Origin of the sequence: Hyphobacterium sp. CCMP332 (genome assembly GCA_014323545.1) — a bacterium.
Classification (GTDB): Bacteria; Bacteroidota; Bacteroidia; order Cytophagales; family CCMP332; genus CCMP332.
This window is the reverse complement of the sequence record CP058647.1, coordinates 2,788,754-2,808,390: the sequence shown is the minus strand read 5'-3', so window position 1 is coordinate 2,808,390 and position 19,637 is coordinate 2,788,754. Positions and strand designations below refer to the sequence as shown.

The 19,637-nt window shown below is 39.8% G+C and carries 16 protein-coding genes, 1 tRNA gene and 1 other RNA gene; 13 read left to right on the top strand and 5 right to left on the bottom strand.

Annotation, left to right across the window (positions count from 1 at the left end; genetic code table 11):
* The first annotated feature begins 2 nt into the window (after positions 1-2).
* The 3 genes from HZR84_12380 to HZR84_12370 all read left to right on the top strand — a co-directional run bounded on the left by HZR84_12380 (position 3) and on the right by HZR84_12370 (position 2,633).
* The gene (locus HZR84_12380) at positions 3-974 is read left to right on the top strand and encodes a Smr/MutS family protein (GenBank protein QNL22702.1); all 972 of its coding nucleotides are present in this window, start codon (positions 3-5) and stop codon (positions 972-974) included.
* A 23-nt stretch (positions 975-997) separates the two neighbouring features.
* Positions 998-1,463, top strand: an RNA gene (rnpB, locus tag HZR84_12375) — RNase P RNA component class A.
* Positions 1,464-1,481: 18 nt separating this feature from the next.
* Entirely contained in the window at positions 1,482-2,633 is a 1,152-nt protein-coding gene (locus HZR84_12370) for a sigma-54-dependent Fis family transcriptional regulator (GenBank protein QNL22701.1), read from the top strand.
* Positions 2,634-2,739: 106 nt separating this feature from the next.
* Here the strand turns inward: HZR84_12370 and HZR84_12365 are convergent, their stop codons facing one another.
* The gene (locus HZR84_12365) at positions 2,740-3,690 is read right to left on the bottom strand and encodes an acyl transferase (GenBank protein ID QNL22700.1); all 951 of its coding nucleotides are present in this window, start codon (positions 3,688-3,690) and stop codon (positions 2,740-2,742) included.
* A gap of 56 nt (positions 3,691-3,746) precedes the next feature.
* Here HZR84_12365 and HZR84_12360 point away from each other — a divergent pair, with 56 nt between their 5' ends.
* Entirely contained in the window at positions 3,747-4,409 is a 663-nt protein-coding gene (locus HZR84_12360; GenBank protein QNL22699.1) for a hypothetical protein, read from the top strand.
* A gap of 87 nt (positions 4,410-4,496) precedes the next feature.
* On the opposite strand, the gene HZR84_12355 is transcribed toward HZR84_12360, so the two are convergent.
* Positions 4,497-6,902, bottom strand: a complete 2,406-nt coding sequence (locus HZR84_12355; GenBank protein ID QNL23258.1) for a transketolase — start codon at positions 6,900-6,902, stop codon at positions 4,497-4,499.
* A gap of 132 nt (positions 6,903-7,034) precedes the next feature.
* Here HZR84_12355 and HZR84_12350 point away from each other — a divergent pair, with 132 nt between their 5' ends.
* Together HZR84_12350 and ald are read left to right on the top strand one after the other, a co-directional pair.
* Complete coding sequence (locus HZR84_12350) at positions 7,035-7,811, top strand: DUF1573 domain-containing protein (GenBank protein ID QNL22698.1); 777 nt, start codon at positions 7,035-7,037, stop codon at positions 7,809-7,811.
* 32 nt (positions 7,812-7,843) lie between these two features.
* Entirely contained in the window at positions 7,844-8,959 is a 1,116-nt protein-coding gene (gene ald / locus HZR84_12345) for an alanine dehydrogenase (GenBank protein ID QNL22697.1), read from the top strand.
* Here the strand turns inward: ald and HZR84_12340 are convergent.
* A complete protein-coding gene (locus HZR84_12340) occupies positions 8,956-9,396 on the bottom strand; it encodes a type I restriction enzyme HsdR N-terminal domain-containing protein (GenBank protein ID QNL22696.1) in 441 nt (146 codons plus the stop codon). The genes ald and HZR84_12340 overlap by 4 nt on opposite strands.
* A gap of 44 nt (positions 9,397-9,440) precedes the next feature.
* Here HZR84_12340 and HZR84_12335 point away from each other — a divergent pair, with 44 nt between their 5' ends.
* Positions 9,441-11,078 (top strand): amidohydrolase, encoded by a 1,638-nt coding sequence (locus HZR84_12335; GenBank protein QNL22695.1) that lies wholly within the window; start codon positions 9,441-9,443, stop codon positions 11,076-11,078.
* Between the two features lie 222 nt (positions 11,079-11,300).
* Here the strand turns inward: HZR84_12335 and HZR84_12330 are convergent, their stop codons facing one another.
* Positions 11,301-11,573 (bottom strand): hypothetical protein, encoded by a 273-nt coding sequence (locus HZR84_12330; protein ID QNL23257.1) that lies wholly within the window; start codon positions 11,571-11,573, stop codon positions 11,301-11,303.
* A 215-nt stretch (positions 11,574-11,788) separates the two neighbouring features.
* On the opposite strand from HZR84_12330, the gene HZR84_12325 reads away from it, so the two are divergent.
* Positions 11,789-12,319 (top strand): transposase, encoded by a 531-nt coding sequence (locus HZR84_12325; GenBank protein QNL22694.1) that lies wholly within the window; start codon positions 11,789-11,791, stop codon positions 12,317-12,319.
* Positions 12,320-12,767: 448 nt separating this feature from the next.
* On the opposite strand, the gene HZR84_12320 is transcribed toward HZR84_12325, so the two are convergent.
* Positions 12,768-12,842, bottom strand: a tRNA-Val gene (locus tag HZR84_12320).
* 161 nt (positions 12,843-13,003) lie between these two features.
* Between HZR84_12320 and dnaE the strand changes: the two genes are divergently transcribed.
* The 5 genes from dnaE (at position 13,004) to lhgO (ending at position 19,624) form a co-directional block, all read left to right on the top strand.
* Positions 13,004-17,296 carry a DNA polymerase III subunit alpha gene (dnaE, locus tag HZR84_12315; GenBank protein QNL22693.1) on the top strand — a complete coding sequence of 1,431 codons (4,293 nt, stop codon included), beginning with the start codon at positions 13,004-13,006 and terminating at the stop codon, positions 17,294-17,296.
* A 54-nt stretch (positions 17,297-17,350) separates the two neighbouring features.
* Positions 17,351-17,674: a thioredoxin gene (gene trxA, locus HZR84_12310; GenBank protein QNL22692.1), complete on the top strand. Its 324-nt coding sequence runs from the start codon at positions 17,351-17,353 to the stop codon at positions 17,672-17,674.
* Between the two features lie 101 nt (positions 17,675-17,775).
* On the top strand, positions 17,776-18,165 hold the full coding sequence (locus tag HZR84_12305) for a TerB family tellurite resistance protein (GenBank protein QNL22691.1): 390 nt from the start codon (positions 17,776-17,778) through the stop codon (positions 18,163-18,165).
* Positions 18,152-18,397, top strand: a complete 246-nt coding sequence (locus HZR84_12300; GenBank protein QNL22690.1) for a hypothetical protein — start codon at positions 18,152-18,154, stop codon at positions 18,395-18,397. Before HZR84_12305 ends, HZR84_12300 begins: the two co-directional genes overlap by 14 nt.
* Positions 18,398-18,430: 33 nt before the next feature.
* Complete coding sequence (gene lhgO / locus HZR84_12295) at positions 18,431-19,624, top strand: L-2-hydroxyglutarate oxidase (GenBank protein QNL22689.1); 1,194 nt, start codon at positions 18,431-18,433, stop codon at positions 19,622-19,624.
* The last annotated feature ends 13 nt before the right edge of the window (positions 19,625-19,637 follow it).

Genomic DNA, 19,637 nt, shown 5'->3' with positions numbered 1-19,637 from the left:
CTATGAATATTGGAGACAGGGTTCGCATGATACGCGACAAACAAGAAGGAGTAGTAACAAAAATTATCGATGATAAGCTGGTAGAAATTCGAATTGACGAAGGTTTTACCTATCCCGTATTGCGACAGGAGCTTGCTATTGTAAACCGAGAGGAGGCAGAGTACTTTGAAACCGACAAAAGGTATGAAAGCCCCTATACAAAAATCAAGGATAAAAAAGCTACTGAAACAAAAGCCGTAGCAGCCACAGGGCTTTTTCTCGCATTTGAACTTATAGACAAAAATGAATTAAAACTCTACCTGATCAATAACACAGATTTTAATTGTCCTTTTAGTGTTTCAGAAAATATGGAAAGTAAAAGACGAGGCATTGAATCGGGGCATTTGTATAGTAAATCCTACGCTGAAATTCAGGTCTTAAAATTAGATGAAATTGAAAAGTGGCCGGAATTCGAATTTGCAATTTTGTTTAGCAGAAAGGGAGAGCATAATATCATTCCGCCTTTCTTAAAGACTTATAAGTTCAGGTCAAAACGTTTTTTCCGGGAAGCAGTGGAAATACCACTTTTAAAAACCAGTGGATATTATTTCCAAATAGATCAAGACAGTTCTGATATTGATACCGATATGCTCAAAGAGCATTTAGCCGAAAATATTGGCAAAACCGATGTTTCAGGTGAAGAAATTCATAGACCTGATGCTGAAATTGACCTTCATTTTGAAGCTTTATGGCCCAATGCTCCTAAAATGGAAAATTCTGAAATATTGAAATTTCAGTTGGATCATTTTGAAAAAATGCTTGACAATGCGATTTATTCGGGAATGAATGAAATCACTTTCATTCATGGTGTTGGCAATGGAAAACTTAGAATGGAAATGCATCGAATTTTAAGCAAACACCAAAACATCAAATCATTTAAAGATGCTCAAAAAGAGAAATTCGGATATGGTGCCACATTGGTCCGGATAAAATAAATAGTCCTATTTTTGTGTCTTGAAATACCGTCTGTCTTATCGCCGGGAAGTTTGCGCTTGCGTCTGCTTTCAGGAGGAAAGTCCGGACAACAGAGGGCACCACACTTCCTAACAGGAAGGTACTGATCCCGTTGTAAAACGGGTAAGTAACAGAAAGTGCAACAGAAAACAAACAGCCCTAAAGCTGAGCCTTTGGCGCGCTTTTCGGCTACGGTGAAAAGGTGGGCCCGCCTCCGCAAGGAGGTGGGATAATTTGCTTCGGCAGACAATGTAAGAGCCCACCGCGCCAATGGTGACATTGGTGGCATGGTAAACCTTGTGGGTTGCAAGATCAAGTATATTGCGCATGAGTTGCCCGCTCAAAATGTGCAATGGGTGGATCGCTGGATCCTGATGGCGACATCAGGGCTAGATAAATGATAAGACCCCAAAGCAGAGCCTCTGGCAATCTTTGGGTGACAGAATCCGGCTTACAGGGCGGTATTTCATATTTATTTAAAAAGATATATGCCAAAAATTCTCATTATCGATGACGAAGCTTCCATTCGGGAAGCCATGAAAGAAATACTAGAAACAGAAAAATACGAAGTGGATGAAGCAGCCTCGGGAGAAGAAGGTCTTAAAAAGCTGATCACCGAAAATTTCGATATAGTACTCTGTGATATAAAAATGCCAAAAATGGATGGGCTGGAAGTACTTTCAAAAGCAAAGGAAACAGAGGTAAAAGCCCAGTTTATAATGGTTTCGGCACATGGTACGATTGAAACAGCCGTTGAAGCCACCAAAAAAGGGGCTTTCGATTTCATTGTTAAGCCACCCGACCTGAACCGACTGCTGATATCAATAAAAAATGCCCTCGAGAAAGGCCAGCTTGTTGAAGAAACCAAAACCCTTCGAAAAAAAGTCATTAAAAATCATCAGATTATCGGGGAATCATCGGCGATAGTGGAGGTAAAGGAAATGATCTCCAAGGTAGCACCTACCGATGCCAGGGTGCTAATTACCGGGGCCAATGGTTCAGGTAAAGAGCTGGTGGCAAGGGAATTGCACGATGCCAGCTCTCGTGCCAAAGGTCCTTTCGTAGAAGTCAATTGCGCAGCGATTCCATCGGAGTTGATTGAGAGTGAGTTGTTTGGGCACGAGAAAGGCTCATTCACCTCTGCGGTGAAGCAGCGAATCGGTAAGTTTGAACAGGCCGAAGGCGGCACCTTATTTCTCGATGAGATTGGTGATATGAGCCTAAGTGCACAGGCCAAGGTGTTGAGGGCACTTCAGGAAAACAAAATCACCAGAGTGGGTGGTGACAAAGATATTAATACCAATGTGCGCGTGCTGGCAGCCACCAATAAGAATCTTCAGGAAGAAATTGAAAATAAAAACTTCCGTGAGGATCTCTATCACAGATTGAGTGTCATTCTAATTAAGGTTCCTCCTTTAAACAACAGAAAGGAAGACATTCCTCTTTTGGTTGATAAATTTTTAAAAGACATCGCAGAAGACTACGGTACCAAGGCAAAAGACATCGATAAAAAAGCACTTGCCGCTTTATCTAATCACGATTGGACCGGAAATATTAGGGAATTGAGAAATGTAGTGGAGAGACTGGTTATTATGGGAAATGATGTGATTTCGGAAGCAGATGTGAAAAAGTACCTTTGAGAAATTAGAAATTGGCAATTATCTGTACCTACAAATTTTAAAATTCGTATTTAACCATTGATCAACTACGTTAAAACTTCGTTGATTAAAATAATTGATAATTATTTTAAGCGCTCATAAGGTTGCAACCCCGAATTTCAGAACTGTCCTTTCTTCCCAGAACTTCGAAAGTTCCATCTTCATAAACTCTTCCCAGGTCTTCCGTGGCAATAAAGGAGCATGTTTCTATGTTTCCAAGGTCAATAATATTCAGCGATCCTATTCTTCCATTTCTCTCAGAACTCATTGGATCATTTAATTCCATCGCCTGTATGCGCAAGGTATTAGGCATTCGGTATTTAGTAATTCCGAAAGAATAAGCTTGCGACATCAATTCCGTCATTCCATATTCACTAAAAATCTCCTTTGCCCCTGTCTTTTCGCGGATTATCTGATGCAGTTCTTCCCTAGTAATTTCTTTCTTCCTTCCCTTCATACCGCCGGTTTCAAATACCATTATATCACTTAAATCAGGACTGTATTTTTCAGCCAGATCAAGAAGTGCAAAACTCACACCCCAGAGAATAATGTTTCTTCCAGTATTTCTGGCTTCCTCCAGATCGGTAATTAGGTTTTCAAAATCACGGTTGTAAAATCCTCCTCCATTCGATCCAGACGATTTTATAAAATAATTGACCATATAAATGAGCGAAGATTCACTATTGTCCAGGTAAGAAGGTAAAAGAGCAAAAATGTAATACTGTTCTAGAGAACCGAATTCCTTTTCGAAAATCTGTTTAGAGAGCTTTTTATAAATATCAGTTTCAGTGAGATACTTTGTGCTTCTCTCCTGCCCCGTCGTACCTGAACTCAGAAATTTCTGGACCGGTTTTAGTTTATGGAGAAGTATTTTATGCGTTTTGAAAAAGGAAATGGGCAAACAGGGGATGTTTTTCCAATGGTTAATACGATTGGGGTTTAAGTTCAGATTTGAAACGAATTCCCTGTAAACTGGGTTTAATTCGTACTGGAGGTCAAATATTTTAAGAGCCAGGTCGTTAAAATCTCGATCTGACATTTTTAATACGGAATCCTTTAATTCTTGAATTTTTGCCGTCATTTGCAATATTAAATATGCAATTCTTTAATTCAAAAATATCGAATAGAAGCTTTATCTGGATAATTTCTTTAATCCTGATTATCCTGAATTCCTGTCGTACCCCACCGGAATACAGTAATGTTCCATACATTATTTTTCAGGACATTGATAGAATCGAAGGTTCCCGTTTTGCAATCACTTTTTATTTTGAAGATGGAAATGCCGATCTGGGTCTGAATGCTAATGACGAAGATGCTTCACCTCCATTTAATGCAAGTTTTTATGTCACTGCTCCTTTTACCGATCCATGCAATTATAAAGACACGTTAACAGTTCCGGTACTAAATTCCGACCAAGCATTAACGGATACAATTGTAAAAACCTATGACAATCCTACCGGAAGAAATGTTGAATTGTCATTGCTTGTAAAAAATGGGGAAGAATATATCAATCGCTTTTACGGCATTTCAGAAAATTGCGATATCAATGATACCATTTACCACCCCCCTATTCGTTTTCCAAGAATTTCAGAAACAATTATTGATGAACCGGTCGATGGAACGGTGAGATTTGAAATAGATTTAAGCTTTACGCCGGTACTAAGTACAGATACAATTGTGCTCGAATTTTTTATTTACGACAGAGCCTTAAATCGAAGTAATACAGTAAGGACAGATCCTGTGGTTAAATCTCCTTAAAGAAGAGGATATGATAGCGAAGACTGAGGGACGAGAGGTGAGAAATGAATTGTTGAATTGTCAACGACCCTGGGTTTTTAATGTTCTTTAGTAAATGTCGGGAAACCTATCCGGTTCTGCTTCAGCTAAAATTTCATAGGCCAGATCAAAAACATCCTCAGGATTGGGTTTGGAGAAATAATCACCATCTGAACCATAAGCAGGTCTGTGTGGATGCGCGCTAAGCGTTCTTGGCTGAGAATCCAACCATCTATATGCATTTTGCTCTTCTATAACTTTTTGCATCATATATGCGCTGGCCCCTCCGGGAACATCTTCATCTGCGAAAATTACCCTGTTTGTTTTTTGAATTGATTCGACAATCTTATGATTGATATCGAAGGGCAAGAGCGACTGGACATCAATGACTTCTACAGATATTCCAACTTTTTGCAATTCTTCAGCTGCTTCCATTATTACTCTACACATAGAACCATAGGTGACAATTGTAATATCATTGCCTTCCCTGATTGTTTCGGGAATTCCAAGGGGAGTAGTGAATTCACCAATGTTTGTTGGTAATTTTTCTTTTAAGCGATAACCATTCAGGCATTCTATGATTAAAGCCGGTTCATCAGACTTTAACATTGTATTGTAAAATCCCGCCGCCCGTGTCATATCTCTAGGCACTAAAACATGGATACCACGAAGACTACCCAATAGCATTCCAATCGGCGAGCCTGAATGCCAGATACCTTCTAACCTGTGGCCTCTTGTGCGAATTATTACCGGCGCTTTTTGTCCTCCTTTGGTTCTGTATTGAACATTAGCCAAATCATCAGCCATGATTTGTACGGCATAATAAATATAGTCCAGGTATTGAATCTCTACAATTGGCCGTAAACCCCTCAGGGCAGCCCCTATTCCCTGGCCCAGTATGGTACATTCTCGAATACCGGTATCTGTTATTCTTTCTACGCCGTATTTGTCCTGCAATCCGGCAAAGCCCTGATTCACATCACCAATTTTTCCCAGGTCCTCTCCTATGGCAAAAACTTCCGGATAGTTAGTAAAAATTTTGTCAAAATTGGCCTGAACAACTTCCCTTCCGTCGACCAGTTTTTCTTCGGCTGAATATTCAGGTTCTACCTGTTCAATGCTTAATGCATTTTGATCCGATACACTAAAAAGCTGTGAGCTGTACTCCTCATAGTGTTTTTTATTTGTGTTTTCCAGCCATGAAAGCAATTCTTCCTTTTTGCCAAAAGTGGTGCCACGCACCAGTCTGAGGGCTTTTTTAACTGATTTGAGCGTATCGAGTTTTAATGGATTTAAGGTCTTTGAAAGTGCATTTGCTATTTCTGCTATTTCCTTATTTCCGGCTTCGCTTGCCAATTCATTCATTATTTGAATAGCAGTGTCTCTATCTGATTTCATGGAGGCGGTAAATTCCTTCCAGGCCTCTTCTTTGGCAGATTTTACTGATTTCCTGGCATCTTCCTCAATCTTGTCCAAAGTTTTTGCATCAGCAATACCCTGATCAAGCATCCATAAGCGCATCTGATTTATGCAGTCGTATTCTTTTTCCCATTCGAGTCGTTCTTTGGACTTGTATCTTTCGTGGGATCCCGATGTTGAATGGCCCTGTGGCTGAGTAAGCTCTTTGAAATGAATAATTACGGGCACATGCTCTTCACGAGCAAATTTTTCTGCTTTTTCAAAAGCAGCAATACAAGCGGAATAATCCCAGCCATTAACAGCTATGATTTCAAATCCCTTTTTGTCTTTTGTCCTTTGGAAACCTTTTAAAGCTTCACTAATACTTCCACCGCTGGTATGGTATTCTTTAGGAACAGAAATTCCATAATCATCATCCCAAATTGATACGATGGCGGGAATTTGTAAGACACCTGCAGCGTTAATTGATTCGTAAAACATACCTTCCGAAGTGGAAGCATTGCCTATGGTGCCGAAAGCAATTTCATTACCTTTATTCGAAAATTTATTCTTACCGGCAAGGGCTTTAACTTCTCTGTAAAGCTTGGAAGCATAAGCCAAACCCACCAATCGCGGCATTTGTGAGGCCGTGGGTGAAATATCAGCCGAAGAATTTTTCATTTTTGTTAAATCCTTCCAATGGCCTTTGTTATCAAGAGAACGCGTTCCAAAATGCCCATTCATACTTCTACCGGCACTCGCGGGTTCTTTATCAAGGTCGGTATGTGCGTATAACTGCGCAAAAAATTCCTTTACTGTTAATTGATCGATCGCCATCATAAATGTCTGATCGCGATAGTAGCCAGATCTGAAATCCCCGTTTCTAAAAACTTTGGCCATGGTCAATTGTGGAATTTCTTTTCCATCGCCAAAAATCCCGAATTTGGCCTTCCCCATAAAAACTTCCTTTCGGCCCATTAAACTTGCTTCACGGCTTTCCAAAGCGAGTTTATAGTCCTTTATTATCTCTTTTTTATCGGTTTTTATTTGGGATTTCTTTTCTTTAATGGCTGGCATGAAAATTATTTTTGGGACTGCAAAAATAGTCAAATCGATGCCATTTTCCAATGTGAGATATAAGCTCAATGCCTATATTTGCAATCCTGTTTTACAAGATAATATGCTAAAATTTAAAATATGTCACTAAAAATGAACAAATATTTAGCCTTAGCGATACTATTTATTTCTACTTATTCAATGGTTTCAGCACAAGGAAAGTTTGATTTCGATAAAATAGAACATGACTTTGGCGAAGTTTCCGAAGGCAATATCGCAAGTCATGAATTTACTTTTACCAATAAAGGCAGCGCCCCGATTATTATTCAAAACGTTAGGGCATCCTGTGGTTGTACCACGCCTTATTGGACACGTGAACCTGTTCTTCCAGGACAGGAAGGAAAAATAAAAGCTTCTTATAATTCCAAAGGAAGACCGGGAGTTTTTAATAAGACAATTACTATTACATCAAATGCTGATGAGCCTTCAAAACGCTTAACCATCAAAGGCAATGTTATTCGAAAGCCGGCGCAACCAAAATACAGCCCCGAAGAATTGGCGGCAAGTCCTGTCATCGGATTTGACAACAATTTTTTTAATCTCGGCAAGGTGGAAGTGGGCCAAAGTGTCGTTAAAAAGCTGATAATCGAAAACAGTGGAAAAAGCGAACTGAAATTAAAAGACCTTCAAAGTTCATGCAATTGCGTGACTGTGTTAAGTGCGCCTGAATCTATTAAACCGGGCGAAACAGCTGAGATGGAAGTCAACATCACTCCGCGTGTCAAAACCAAGCGCGATGAAAAAATTTATATTTTTTCCAATGATTTGAACAAACCAAAAACTGAGTTGACTTTTACAATTGAGGTTGTAGAAGATCTCACGGGGACGAGTATTATGCAAAAACCTGATAACTCGAATCCATTTAAATAATTAGCAATTTATCTTACATAAAAATATTCAATATGATTATCGGCGTTCCCAAGGAAATAAAAAACAATGAAAACCGAATCGCATTAACGCCTAGTGGTGCTTCGGTATTGGTAAAAAACAATCACGAAGTATATATTCAAAAAGACGGAGGCCTTGGTAGCGGATTTACCGATGAGCAGTACACGGAGGTTGGCGCAAAAATTCTGCCCACAATAAAAGATGTATATGCAAAAGCAGAAATGATAATTAAAGTAAAGGAACCAATCGAAGAGGAATACAATCTTATTCGCGAAGGTCAACTGCTTTTTACTTATTTTCATTTTGCCTCATATGAGCCATTGACCAAAGCAATGGTTAAAAGCAAGTCTGTTTGTCTTGCTTATGAAACCGTTGAAAAATCGGATAAAAGTTTACCCCTATTGGTACCAATGTCTGAGGTAGCCGGAAGAATGTCGGTACAGCAAGGTGCAAAATGGCTTGAAAAACCCATGAAAGGCCGTGGCATATTATTGGGAGGAGTCCCGGGCGTAAGACCGGCTAAAGTTATGGTAATTGGTGGTGGAATTGTTGGGACAGAGGCGGCAAAAATGGCTGCGGGACTTGGCGCTGATGTTACAATAATGGATTTGAGTCTCCCAAGATTGCGTTATCTCTCGGAAATCATGCCGGCTAATGTCAATACATTTATGTCCAGCCAGCATAATATCAAGGAATTATTGCCCACGCATGACCTAGTTATAGGAGCAGTGCTTGTTCATGGTGCCAAAGCACCAAAACTGATCACAAGAGATATGCTCAAATTAATGAATCCGGGCAGTGTCTTGGTGGATGTTGCCATTGATCAGGGCGGATGTTTTGAAACATCAAAACCCACCACACATCAGGATCCGGTTTATATGGTGGATGATATTGTACATTACTGTGTAGCTAATATGCCCGGAGCCGTACCTTATACTTCTACTCTTGCCTTGACCAACGCAACGCTTCCTTACGCTTTGCAATTGGCCAATAAGGGATGGAAAAAAGCGTGTCAGGACAATAGGGAGCTGGCACTCGGATTAAATGTAATCAACGGTGATATCGTTTATGAAAGCGTGGCGGATGCCTTTGGAATGCCGTTTACGCCGGTTGAAAAATACATTGATTAGTCGGGCAAAGAAGGTACTTTTTCTAAAAATTCTATATCATCTTTTTGCGAAGACCAGCAAAAAAGGTCAATTCCATTTGTAATTAGCAGATAGGGTGCCTTTATGGTTTCATTGTAAAGACAAACTTGTTTTACCGTTTTTTCATTGAGATTTATTTCGGGCGATTTGCATTCGGCCAATAAAAAAATTTGTCCGTCTCGGTTGTAGACCTGGAGGTCACTTCTTTTTTGCAGTTTATTATAGCTAAGGCTGCTCTCTATGCGGATGAGTGATTTTGGAATTTGAACGTGCATCATCAAATAATGCATCAGATGTTGACGAACCCATTCTTCGGGACTGAGAAAAACATATTTTTTTCGAACGGCATCAAAAATATATTTCTTGCCTTCGCTCTCTTTGATCTTATGTGAAAATGCAGGTAAATTCAGATATTGCACCCTCAAATTTAGAACAGCTTTTTTAAGAATACGAATTCGGGAATATGCATCGATTAATCCTCACACTTTTATTGGGTTTTATGCTTTCATGCCAGAGCAAAGAGAAAGCAGACCTGATCATTACCAATGCAAAAATATACACTGTCAATAGCAATTTTGATGTTTTTAACGCCATGGCTATCGCTGATGGCAAAATATTGAAGGTCGCCGATGAAAAGGAAATTCTTTCTGAATACAAATCCGAAAATTTAAAAGACTTTAATGGAAAGACAATTTATCCCGGTTTTTACGATGCTCATGCACATTTTTTTGGATATGCAAATGTCTTACAGAAGGCCAACCTCAAAGGATCCGGGAGCTTTGATGAGATAATTCTTCGTGTTATCACTCACCGAACAAAATATCCCAATTCCAAATGGATCCTTGGAAGAGGTTGGGATCAAAACTTATGGGAGATAAAAGAATTTCCCAACAAAGCAATACTGGATTCTATTTTTCCAAATACCCCCGTTTTATTGACACGCGTGGATGGACATGCTGCGCTTGTAAACCAAAAAGCACTTGATTTGGCGGGATTTGACGAAAATACAGTCATTGAAGGTGGAAAGCTAATCAAAGATGAAAATGGTTTAACGGGTATTTTACTCGATAATGCCGAAACAGAATTAAATAATCTTGTGCCTCTAGAAAAAAGAGATGTTCGCGTATTGAGCTATCTGGAAGCTCAAAGAAATTGTTTGAAAGTGGGATTAACGAGTCTTGTGGATTGTGGTATAAAGATGGAATGGTTTGAAATAAGTGACTCTCTGTATCAAAGTGGTGATTTTAAAATCAAATTAAATTTATTGCTCAACCCTGAAGAAGAAAACTTTGCATTTGCCAAAGAAAATGGTGTTTTCAAAAGCGACAGACTTCAGGTTCAGGGTTTTAAAGTCTATTCCGATGGTGCCCTGGGTTCAAGGGGAGCCTGTCTTTTAGAAGCCTACAGTGACGATCCCGAAAATTCGGGTTTTCTGTTGAGTAGCCCTGAAAATCTAAAGGCCTTTGCAAAAGATATATACGATCTGGGGTATCAAATGAATACACATGCCATTGGCGACTCGGCCAATCGCTTGATGCTGGATATCTACAATGAAATATTGGGAAATGATACAGCGAGACGCTGGAGAATTGAACATGCGCAGGTGCTCAATCCTGAGGATTTTCAAAAATTTAATAAGAATAAAATTATACCCTCTGTTCAGGCCAGCCATTGCACATCCGATATGTACTGGGCAGATGAGCGTTTGGGAGAAGACAGGATCAATTATGCTTATGCCTATAAAACACTTTTGGATAATGCCGGTATTCTGGCATTGGGTAGCGATTTCCCAGTAGAGGATATCAACCCGATTTACGGTTTTCACGCTGCTGTTGCAAGGGTGGATTCCGAAAACAAACCTGAAGGCGGTTTTCAAATGAAAGATGCCATTTCCAGAGAAAATGCACTGAGAGGAATGACAATCTGGGCGGCTTATTCTGTTTTTGAAGATGAAAGAAAAGGAAGTCTGGAATCGGGAAAAGATGCTGATTTTGTGGTTTTGGACAGGGATATCATGGAGGTTGAAGAAATCCAATTGAGGTATACAAAAGTTCTCAGTACCTATATTTCAGGGGAAGAGGAGTATCGTTTGGAGGAGTAATCTCTACTTTGTCATGGCATAGTCTACTTGCCTCTAAGCAGGTTTTAGATGTAGGGCAGCATGAATACTGGGATTTATTACCATCCTCGTTACAAACCTGCCTGACCGGTTTACCTGCCGAAGGTTAAGCAAATAACCATAGGCATGGCAGGCAGGCGAAGACGAGTGAAAGTAAATGAGTGAAAAGATTTAAAAAAGGGCCCGATAAACGGGCCAAGACTATTACATTTTGGGTGTTTCGCTAATAATTAGCCATTCGTTGTTTTCAGAATTAACAAGATGTATTATGCTTTTCCATGACATCTTTTCTCCTTTATAAGCAACAATTGCAGAAGCAGAGTTTTCGTTAAAGATTATCGTTTCAACATTGACTACTCGCTTAACACCACCCCACTCTTTGCTTACTATTTTTTCTAAGTATTGAGGTTTGTTCATAACTGAAACTTCCTTAGATCCAAATAATCGGTTCATAATAATCCGGTAATCTGGATGCAGAACTTTATCAAGTTTTTCAGTATTGTTAGCGTCTGCGGCCTTAGAAAAGCCCCCGCACTCGTCCTCGTCCGCCTATTGGCCGATAAATTTAGCGTAACGCAACGAGGATACTATGATCATGCGTTTGTAACGCATAACTATTGCTTTACAAAGAAAAAATGTAGTTCCAATCATTGATTTAAACTGCATTTGAATTCTTTTCCGATATTCATCTAATGGCAGGAGATCGGTATTTTATTCAAGGACAAAATGATATTTATTTCCTAACCTTCACTGTTGTTCATTGGGTGGATTTGTTTTCAAGAAAGAATTATCGGCAAATAATTGTTGATTCATTGAATTACTGCGTCATTAATAAAGGTCTAAAAGTCTATGCCTGGGTTATAATGACTAATCATTTACACCTGGTTTGCAAAGTTGAAGCGCCAAATAGAATTTCAGATTTTTTAAGAGATTTTAAAAAATTTACTTCCAAAGCAATTATGAAAGAAATGGATGAGATCTATGAAAGCAGAAGAGAATGGATAAAGCGAATTTTTGCCTTTGAAGCAAAACGGGTCGGGCGAGCCAAAAACTACAAAATCTGGAAAGACGATAATCACGCAATTGGGATGCATGATATAGATATCTGGAATAAGATCGATTATATTCACAATAATCCTGTAGTCGATGAGATTGTTGATTCACCGGGCGAATATATTTATAGTAGTGCAAGAGATTATTGCAGCAAAAAAAGGATTAGTTGAAATTGAAAAAATTGAATGAAATTGCTTTTTAATCAACATACATGGAATTTGATTATGTGTTCTTATGGCATCCGCGTTACAAACGCGGACGAGGTTGGGGGGAAATGCGATGCATTCTGGATTGCTTCCAAATTTGTTCAAGGTATCCAGTTTGGGAGAGGTAAAAATCAAAAAGAATAAATCGTTTCACGATTAACAAACAGCAAAATTCATTTACAAATAAAATTGGTAATGAATTTCACTTTGATTGTTTAAAAAAATTCTTTTGGATCTAGTGAGGCATACGGGATTGCCTCAATTCACTACGTTTCTTTCGGCGATCCTGGTTTGGGGAGGTAAAAACCCGAAATAAAAAATCGCAAAGCGATTAACAATCAAATTTTAATTCAAAGTCAAATACATTTGCTTTGAATTAAAATTTGATTGCTCTTCTTTGTTTCGGGTTTTGTGAAGTGTACTGGATTCGAACCAGTGACCCCTACCCTGTCAAGGTAGTGCTCTAAACCAACTGAGCTAACACTCCATATTTTACGCTTAACCAAAGCTCCGATAATTTTCAGGAGCGTAGGTGGAAGCTAATGCCTCATTGAATTAAAAACACAAGATTACAAATTGTGGATAAATTGTCTAAATCTCCATCCTCCTTTTTGCTAATTTTGAATTCCACTCAGAAAAATTCCGGGAATGTATATCATATTCGATACAGAAACGACAGGATTACCAAAAAACTACAATGCTCCGCTAAGCGACTTCGACAACTGGCCCAGACTGGTACAAATGGCCTGGCAACTGCACGATTTCAGTGGAGGCCTGATAAGTCAGGGCAATTGCATTGTAAAACCTGATGGCTTTACAATTCCCTATAATTCTGAAAAAATACACGGCATATCTACTGAGCGTGCATTAAAAGATGGTGATGAACTCAATTCTGTTCTCGATCAATTTTCAGATGAGTTAAAAAAAGCAGAATTTGTCATTGGCCACAATATAGAATTCGATATCAACATTGTCGGGGCGGAATATCTTAGAACAGAGCAAAGAAATCTTTTAGAAAATGTCAAAATCGTCGACACTAAGGATATTGGTACTGATTTTTGCAAAATTCCCGGCGGCAGAGGGGGAGGCTTCAAATGGCCTACTTTGACCGAACTTCACGAGAAACTTTTTGGTGAGGGGTTTGGTGATGCCCACGATGCAGCTTTCGATGTTGATGCCACTGCCAAATGTTTTTTTGGTCTGCTTGATCTCAACATCATTCCGCTTTTAAAAGAGCAACAAAAAGAATTTAAAAAGTATCAGTCGCCGAATCTCGAAGAAGCAAATTTTGCAAAATCCAAAAAGCAAAAAGACCCTTCTCTGATCGTAGATACTGCAGATGCAAAAAAGATAGATTCTACATTTATCCATCTGCATAACCATTCGCAATTCTCAATTCTTCAGGCAGTTTCGAGAATTGATAGAATTATAAAAAAGGCTAAATCCGATAATATGGATGCGGTCGCACTGACCGATCTCGGCAATATGTTTGGTGCTTTTTCATTTGTGAGAGCGGCCAAAAGAGAAGGTATTAAAGCCATACTCGGTTGTGAGGTTTACCTTACCGAGGACCGTCACATCCGGCAATTTACAAAAGACAATCCGGATAAAAGATACCAGGTTCCACTTATTGCAAAAAACAAAAACGGTTATCAAAATCTCGCCAAAATTTCTTCCTTCGGCTATAAAGACGGATTTTATTTTGGCGTGCCCAGGGTTGATAAAGAGCTGATATCCCAATACAAGGATGACCTCATCGCTTTCACCGGTGGATTGAAAGGTGAAATTCCGGAGCTGATCTTAAATGTAGGTGAAACCCAGGCAGAAGAAGCTCTGCAGTGGTGGCTAGAAACGTTTGGCGATGATTTCTATCTGGAGCTCAACCGGCATGGACTGGAAGAGGAAAACAGGGTCAATGAAGTACTTTTGGGCTTTGCAGAAAAATACAATATCAAAGTCTTTGCGGGCAATGACATATACTATCTGGATAAAACAGATGCCAATGCGCATGACGTTTTGCTTTGCATCAAAGAGGGCGAATTGCAAAGCACGCCCATAGGAAAAGGCCGTGGTTTCAGATACGGTTTTCCCAACGAAGAATATTATTTCAAATCGCAGGATGAAATGAAGGCTATTTTTGCAGATCTCCCTAATGCCATCCAAACCACAAAGGAAATCTCCGACAAAATTGAGTCCTATGAACTGGAAAGAGATGTGCTACTGCCAAAATTTGAGATTCCAGACGAATTCAAAGATCCTGAGGATTTAAAAGACGGAGGCAACCGGGGAGAAAATGCCTACCTCAAACATTTGACCTTTGAAGGAGCGAAAAAAAGGTATCCGGAAATCAACACTGAAATAAAGGAGCGTCTGGATTTTGAGCTTTCCATCATTGAAAAAACAGGATATCCCGGATATTTCCTCATTGTTCAGGATTTTACAAATCAGGCGCGCAAAATGGGTGTTTCTGTGGGCCCCGGAAGGGGTTCTGCAGCCGGTTCTGCCGTGGCTTATTGCACCGGTATTACCAATGTAGATCCCATTAAGTACGATCTGCTTTTTGAGCGATTTCTCAATCCGGACCGTATCTCACTGCCCGATATTGATATAGATTTTGACGATGAGGGCAGAAGCAAAATTATCGATTGGGTTGTCAATAAATACGGAAAAGACCAGGTGGCTCAGATCATCACCTATGGAACAATGGCCGCAAAATCCTCGGTCAGGGACACCGCCCGTGTATTGAATCTCCCTCTTTCCGAAGCCGACCAGGTGGCCAAAAAGGTGCCCGATATTTCGCTGAATAAATTATTTAACCTCGATAAAAAATCGTTAGCAGAACGTCTGCGTAGCGATCAGCTAATGCTGGCCGAACAGCTAAAGGCGTTGGCCAAGGGCAATGACCTGGCAGCCGAAACCATTAATCAAGCCATAATACTTGAGGGTTCGGTAAGAAATACCGGAACACATGCCTGTGGCGTGATTATAACACCCGAAGACATCACGAATTTCATTCCTGTGGCGGTTTCAAAAGATGCTGACCTCCTGGTGACGCAATTTGACAACTCAGTCGTGGAATCGGCCGGAATGCTCAAAATGGATTTCCTCGGTTTAAAAACGCTGACCATTATTAAGGAAGCCATTCGGATAATCAAGGAAAGACATGGCATAGAAATCGATCCCGATGAAATTCCACTGGATGATGAAAAAACCTATGAGCTTTATCAAAAGGGTTTGACCAATGGGACCTTTCAGTTTGAAAGTCCGGGAATGCAGAAACACCTGAAGGATTTGAAACCCGATAAATTTCAGGATCTGATTGCAATGAATGCTCTTTACCGGCCAGGTCCAATGGAATATATCCCCAATTTCATCAAAAGGAAACTCGGTATTGAAGAGATACAATACGACCTTCCTGATATGGAGGAATATTTGGCCGAAACCTATGGAATTACAGTTTATCAGGAGCAGGTCATGCTTTTATCTCAGAAACTCGCCGGATTCTCCAAGGGCGAGGCCGATCTTCTCCGAAAAGCTATGGGTAAGAAGAAAAAGGAGATCATCGATGAGCTCAAACCCAAATTTCTCGAAGGCTGTGAAAAAAATGGCCACGATAAAGAGATTGCAGAAAAAGTCTGGAAAGACTGGGAAGCGTTCGCGGCCTATGCCTTTAACAAATCGCATTCAACCTGTTATTCCGTCGTTGCATTTCACACGTCCTATCTAAAAGCCAATTACCCTGCCGAATATATGTCGGCGGTGCTGACCCACAATATGAATGACATCAAAAAGGTGACATTCTTTATGGATGAATGCAAACATTTGGGCATTAAGGTTTTGGGTCCGGATGTCAATGAAAGCGGTCAGTATTTTAATGTAAATGATGAAGGACAGATTCGATTTGGCCTTGGCGCGATAAAGGGAACCGGCGATGCAGCCGTAGAATGTATTATTAATGAAAGACAGGAAAACGGAGCATTTACTGATATTTTTGATCTTTCCAGCCGTCTGAATTCAAGACAGGTCAATAAAAAAACTTATGAGGCTCTGGCAATGGCCGGCGCTTTCGACAATCTTGGGAATTATCACCGGCGACAATACCTGGAAGCCGCGGAAAACGATGAAAATCTCATAGAAAAGGCAATCAAATACGGACAGCGGATCAGCGCAGAAAGAAATTCTTCGCAGGCATCGTTATTTGGTGCCGGAGGAGATGAAACTGAAATGCCCAAACCGCGGATCGAAGACCTGGAACCCTTTGGAGAAATAGAAAAACTCAACATCGAAAAAGAAGTGGTCGGCTTTTATATTTCCGGACATCCACTGGATGAATTCAAAGTAGAGCTGGAACATATTTGCTCTCATAACATTGAAAATATTCCAAGACAAGCCGCCAATGATATTCGACTTGGAGGCATGGTTACCGCGGTTCGTACCGGACAAACCAAAAAAGGAACGCCATTCGCTGTAATGACTCTCGAAGACATGAGCGGGGCCATAGAAATTTTCAGAATGGGCGATGATTATGTCAATATGGCAAATTATTTTAAACCCGGTACTTTCCTCTATACAAAGGGCAAAATGGATCTGCGCTGGTCCAAAAAACAGCAACTGAGAAATGAGCCCAAAGCACCTATTGAAGAATCGGATTGGGAGTTTCAACCCTTTGAAATGTCACTCTTGTCAGAAGTAAGACAGAATCAGGCGAAGAAAATTGAACTCTATTTACATTCAGCCGTTATTGATCACAGTATGGTAGATGAAATTGATAAAGTGGTATCCGGCAACTCGGGTAAATGCACTTTGAAAATGTTTGTCAGAGATCCATTGGAAAAAATAGAAATTGAATTTTTATCGAGGAAATATACGGTTGATCCAAATGATGAATTATTTTCACAACTCGACAAAATAGAGGGTCTGTCGTATAAATTACTCATTTAACAGAACATTTTTTCTAATTTTGTAAAAATCTAAATCACTAAATAAAACTTAATAATGGGAAAGACAGTAGAAATAACCGATTCCAATTTTGAAGAAGTCATAAACTCCGACAAGCCTGTACTTGTTGATTTCTGGGCTGAATGGTGTGGGCCTTGTAAAATGATTGGACCAATCGTTGAAGAAATGGCCGGAGATTACGATGGCAAAGCCGTAATCGGAAAAGTAAACGTTGATACGAATCCCGGAGTTTCTGCAAAATTTGGAATCAGAAGTATCCCAACTCTTTTAGTATTTAAAAACGGAGAGGTTGTGGATAAGCAGGTAGGCGCAGTTCCTAAAAATATTTTATCCAAAAAATTAGATGCTCAACTGGCTTAATCTATTTATATAGATAAATTAAAAACTTACTTCAATCTTTTTGAGGTAAGTTTTTTTTTGGTCTAATGTCCATTTCTTAAATTGGCAGAAATATTTCCTACATGAGTACAGGTAAATCAAAATTAATAGAAGCATTGGCTTCCTTAGCTTACAGTATTGCTAAGGCAGATGGAGATATCCAAAGTTCAGAAAAACGTCTATTCAAAAGAATCCTTAGAAAAGAATTCAAAGAAGATGCATGGATTGCAGAGCAGCGTTTTGATATTTTGGATTCTGCCATAACACCTACCATTGACAAAGCCTATACGAATGCCTTAAATGCCATCAAGGACAATACAGAACTCTTTGATGAGAAAATGAGCAAGAAATTTCTTAACGTGGTAGAAAGCATTGCGGATGCCTTTGAAGGCACTGAGGATATGGAAGAAAAGCTTCTAAAAAAAATGCGAAAGGATTTTGAGACAATTCAAAAATCCAATGCCGGCGCCTAATCAGAATCCCAATATCAGCGAAGTTCTCAAAGCCTATCAAAATATTTTTCCGGAATTCAGTTTTCCCAATGACTTTCCCGAAGCACGAAAAATCGAGACTTTAAAAAATTCCAGAGGGAGAAAAATCATTTTCAGCAAACAAAAAGATGGATATCGTGTCTTTTTTGAGGATAACGACTCACAGACAGTCGATAGTCCTAAATGGAACAGATTAATTGGTTGTGGCGGATAAAATATTCCGTAATTCGCTTAAATTTTTTCTAAGATGTACGATGTAAGCATTATTGGAGCGGGAATAGTTGGTTTGTCAACCGCCTATCAGCTGCAGATTAAAAAACCCGATACCAGGATTCTGATAATAGAAAAAGAGAGCGATGTGGCTCAACATCAGACCGGTAATAACAGCGGCGTTATTCACTCTGGCATATATTATAAACCCGGCAGCCTGAAAGCCAAAAACTGTATACGCGGCTATCAGCTACTGATAGACTTTGCTAAAAAGCACAACATTCCTTTTGAACTATGCGGAAAAATTATCGTAGCCTCCGATGAAAGCGAATTAGAGGTATTGCATAATATTTACGATCGGGGCATAGAAAACGGATTAAAAGATCTCAAATGGCTTGAAGAGGGAGAAATGAAAGAAATCGAGCCGCATTTGCGGGGAATCAAAGGCGTGAGGGTTCCTCAAACCGGCATTATCGATTACAAAGCCATGAGCCAAAAGCTCAAAGAATTGCTAATTGAAAAAGGTGCGGACTTCGCTTTTGACAATAAGGTGAAAGACATCGAATTAAAAAAAGAGGCCTGCATTATTAAAACGGAAAAAGCAGAATATCAAAGTTCCATGCTTGTAAATTGCGCGGGTCTGTACTCCGATAAAATCGCCCGCCTGAGCAATCAAAATGTCAATTTGAAAATTGTGCCTTTCCGAGGTGAGTACTATGAATTAAAACCAGAGAAGCGATACCTTGTCAAGCATTTAATCTACCCGGTTCCCGATCCTGCGTTTCCATTTCTGGGTGTGCATTTTACAAGAATGATAGGCGGTGGTGTAGAGGCAGGCCCCAACGCGGTGTTGGCCTATGCCCGCGAAGGTTATAAAAAATCAGATGTCAATCTTTCGGAGTTTTTTGAAACACTCACCTGGCCGGGTTTTCAAAAGGTGGCTTTTAAATACTGGAAAACCGGCATTGGTGAATTTTACAGAAGCTATTCAAAAGCCGCTTTTACCAAAGCCTTGCAGAAATTAATTCCGGAAGTACAATCCGATGACCTGATTCCCGGTGGTGCCGGAGTAAGAGCACAAGCCTGCGATAAGGAAGGTGGCTTGTTAGATGATTTTATGATTTTGGAAAGCAAAAGAGTTTTAAATGTCTGTAATGCCCCCTCTCCTGCTGCTACCTCTTCTTTATCGATTGGGGAAACAATATCTAATAAGATTATTCTTCAACTATAATTTTTCACTTAAA

What these genes read in the sequence shown, in the direction of transcription:
- HZR84_12380 (QNL22702.1), top strand. Translation starts at nt 3, where the DNA reads ATGAATATTGGAGACAGGGTTCGCATGATACGCGACAAACAAGAAGGA.
- HZR84_12350 (QNL22698.1), top strand. Translation starts at nt 7,035, where the DNA reads ATGAACAAATATTTAGCCTTAGCGATACTATTTATTTCTACTTATTCA.
- ald (QNL22697.1), top strand. Translation starts at nt 7,844, where the DNA reads ATGATTATCGGCGTTCCCAAGGAAATAAAAAACAATGAAAACCGAATC.
- HZR84_12370 (QNL22701.1), top strand. Translation starts at nt 1,482, where the DNA reads ATGCCAAAAATTCTCATTATCGATGACGAAGCTTCCATTCGGGAAGCC.
- dnaE (QNL22693.1), top strand. Translation starts at nt 13,004, where the DNA reads ATGTATATCATATTCGATACAGAAACGACAGGATTACCAAAAAACTAC.
- HZR84_12335 (QNL22695.1), top strand. Translation starts at nt 9,441, where the DNA reads ATGCATCGATTAATCCTCACACTTTTATTGGGTTTTATGCTTTCATGC.
- HZR84_12360 (QNL22699.1), top strand. Translation starts at nt 3,747, where the DNA reads ATGCAATTCTTTAATTCAAAAATATCGAATAGAAGCTTTATCTGGATA.
- HZR84_12325 (QNL22694.1), top strand. Translation starts at nt 11,789, where the DNA reads ATGGCAGGAGATCGGTATTTTATTCAAGGACAAAATGATATTTATTTC.
- HZR84_12305 (QNL22691.1), top strand. Translation starts at nt 17,776, where the DNA reads ATGAGTACAGGTAAATCAAAATTAATAGAAGCATTGGCTTCCTTAGCT.
- HZR84_12355 (QNL23258.1), bottom strand. Translation starts at nt 6,902, where the DNA reads ATGCCAGCCATTAAAGAAAAGAAATCCCAAATAAAAACCGATAAAAAA.
- lhgO (QNL22689.1), top strand. Translation starts at nt 18,431, where the DNA reads ATGTACGATGTAAGCATTATTGGAGCGGGAATAGTTGGTTTGTCAACC.
- HZR84_12365 (QNL22700.1), bottom strand. Translation starts at nt 3,690, where the DNA reads ATGTCAGATCGAGATTTTAACGACCTGGCTCTTAAAATATTTGACCTC.
- HZR84_12300 (QNL22690.1), top strand. Translation starts at nt 18,152, where the DNA reads ATGCCGGCGCCTAATCAGAATCCCAATATCAGCGAAGTTCTCAAAGCC.
- trxA (QNL22692.1), top strand. Translation starts at nt 17,351, where the DNA reads ATGGGAAAGACAGTAGAAATAACCGATTCCAATTTTGAAGAAGTCATA.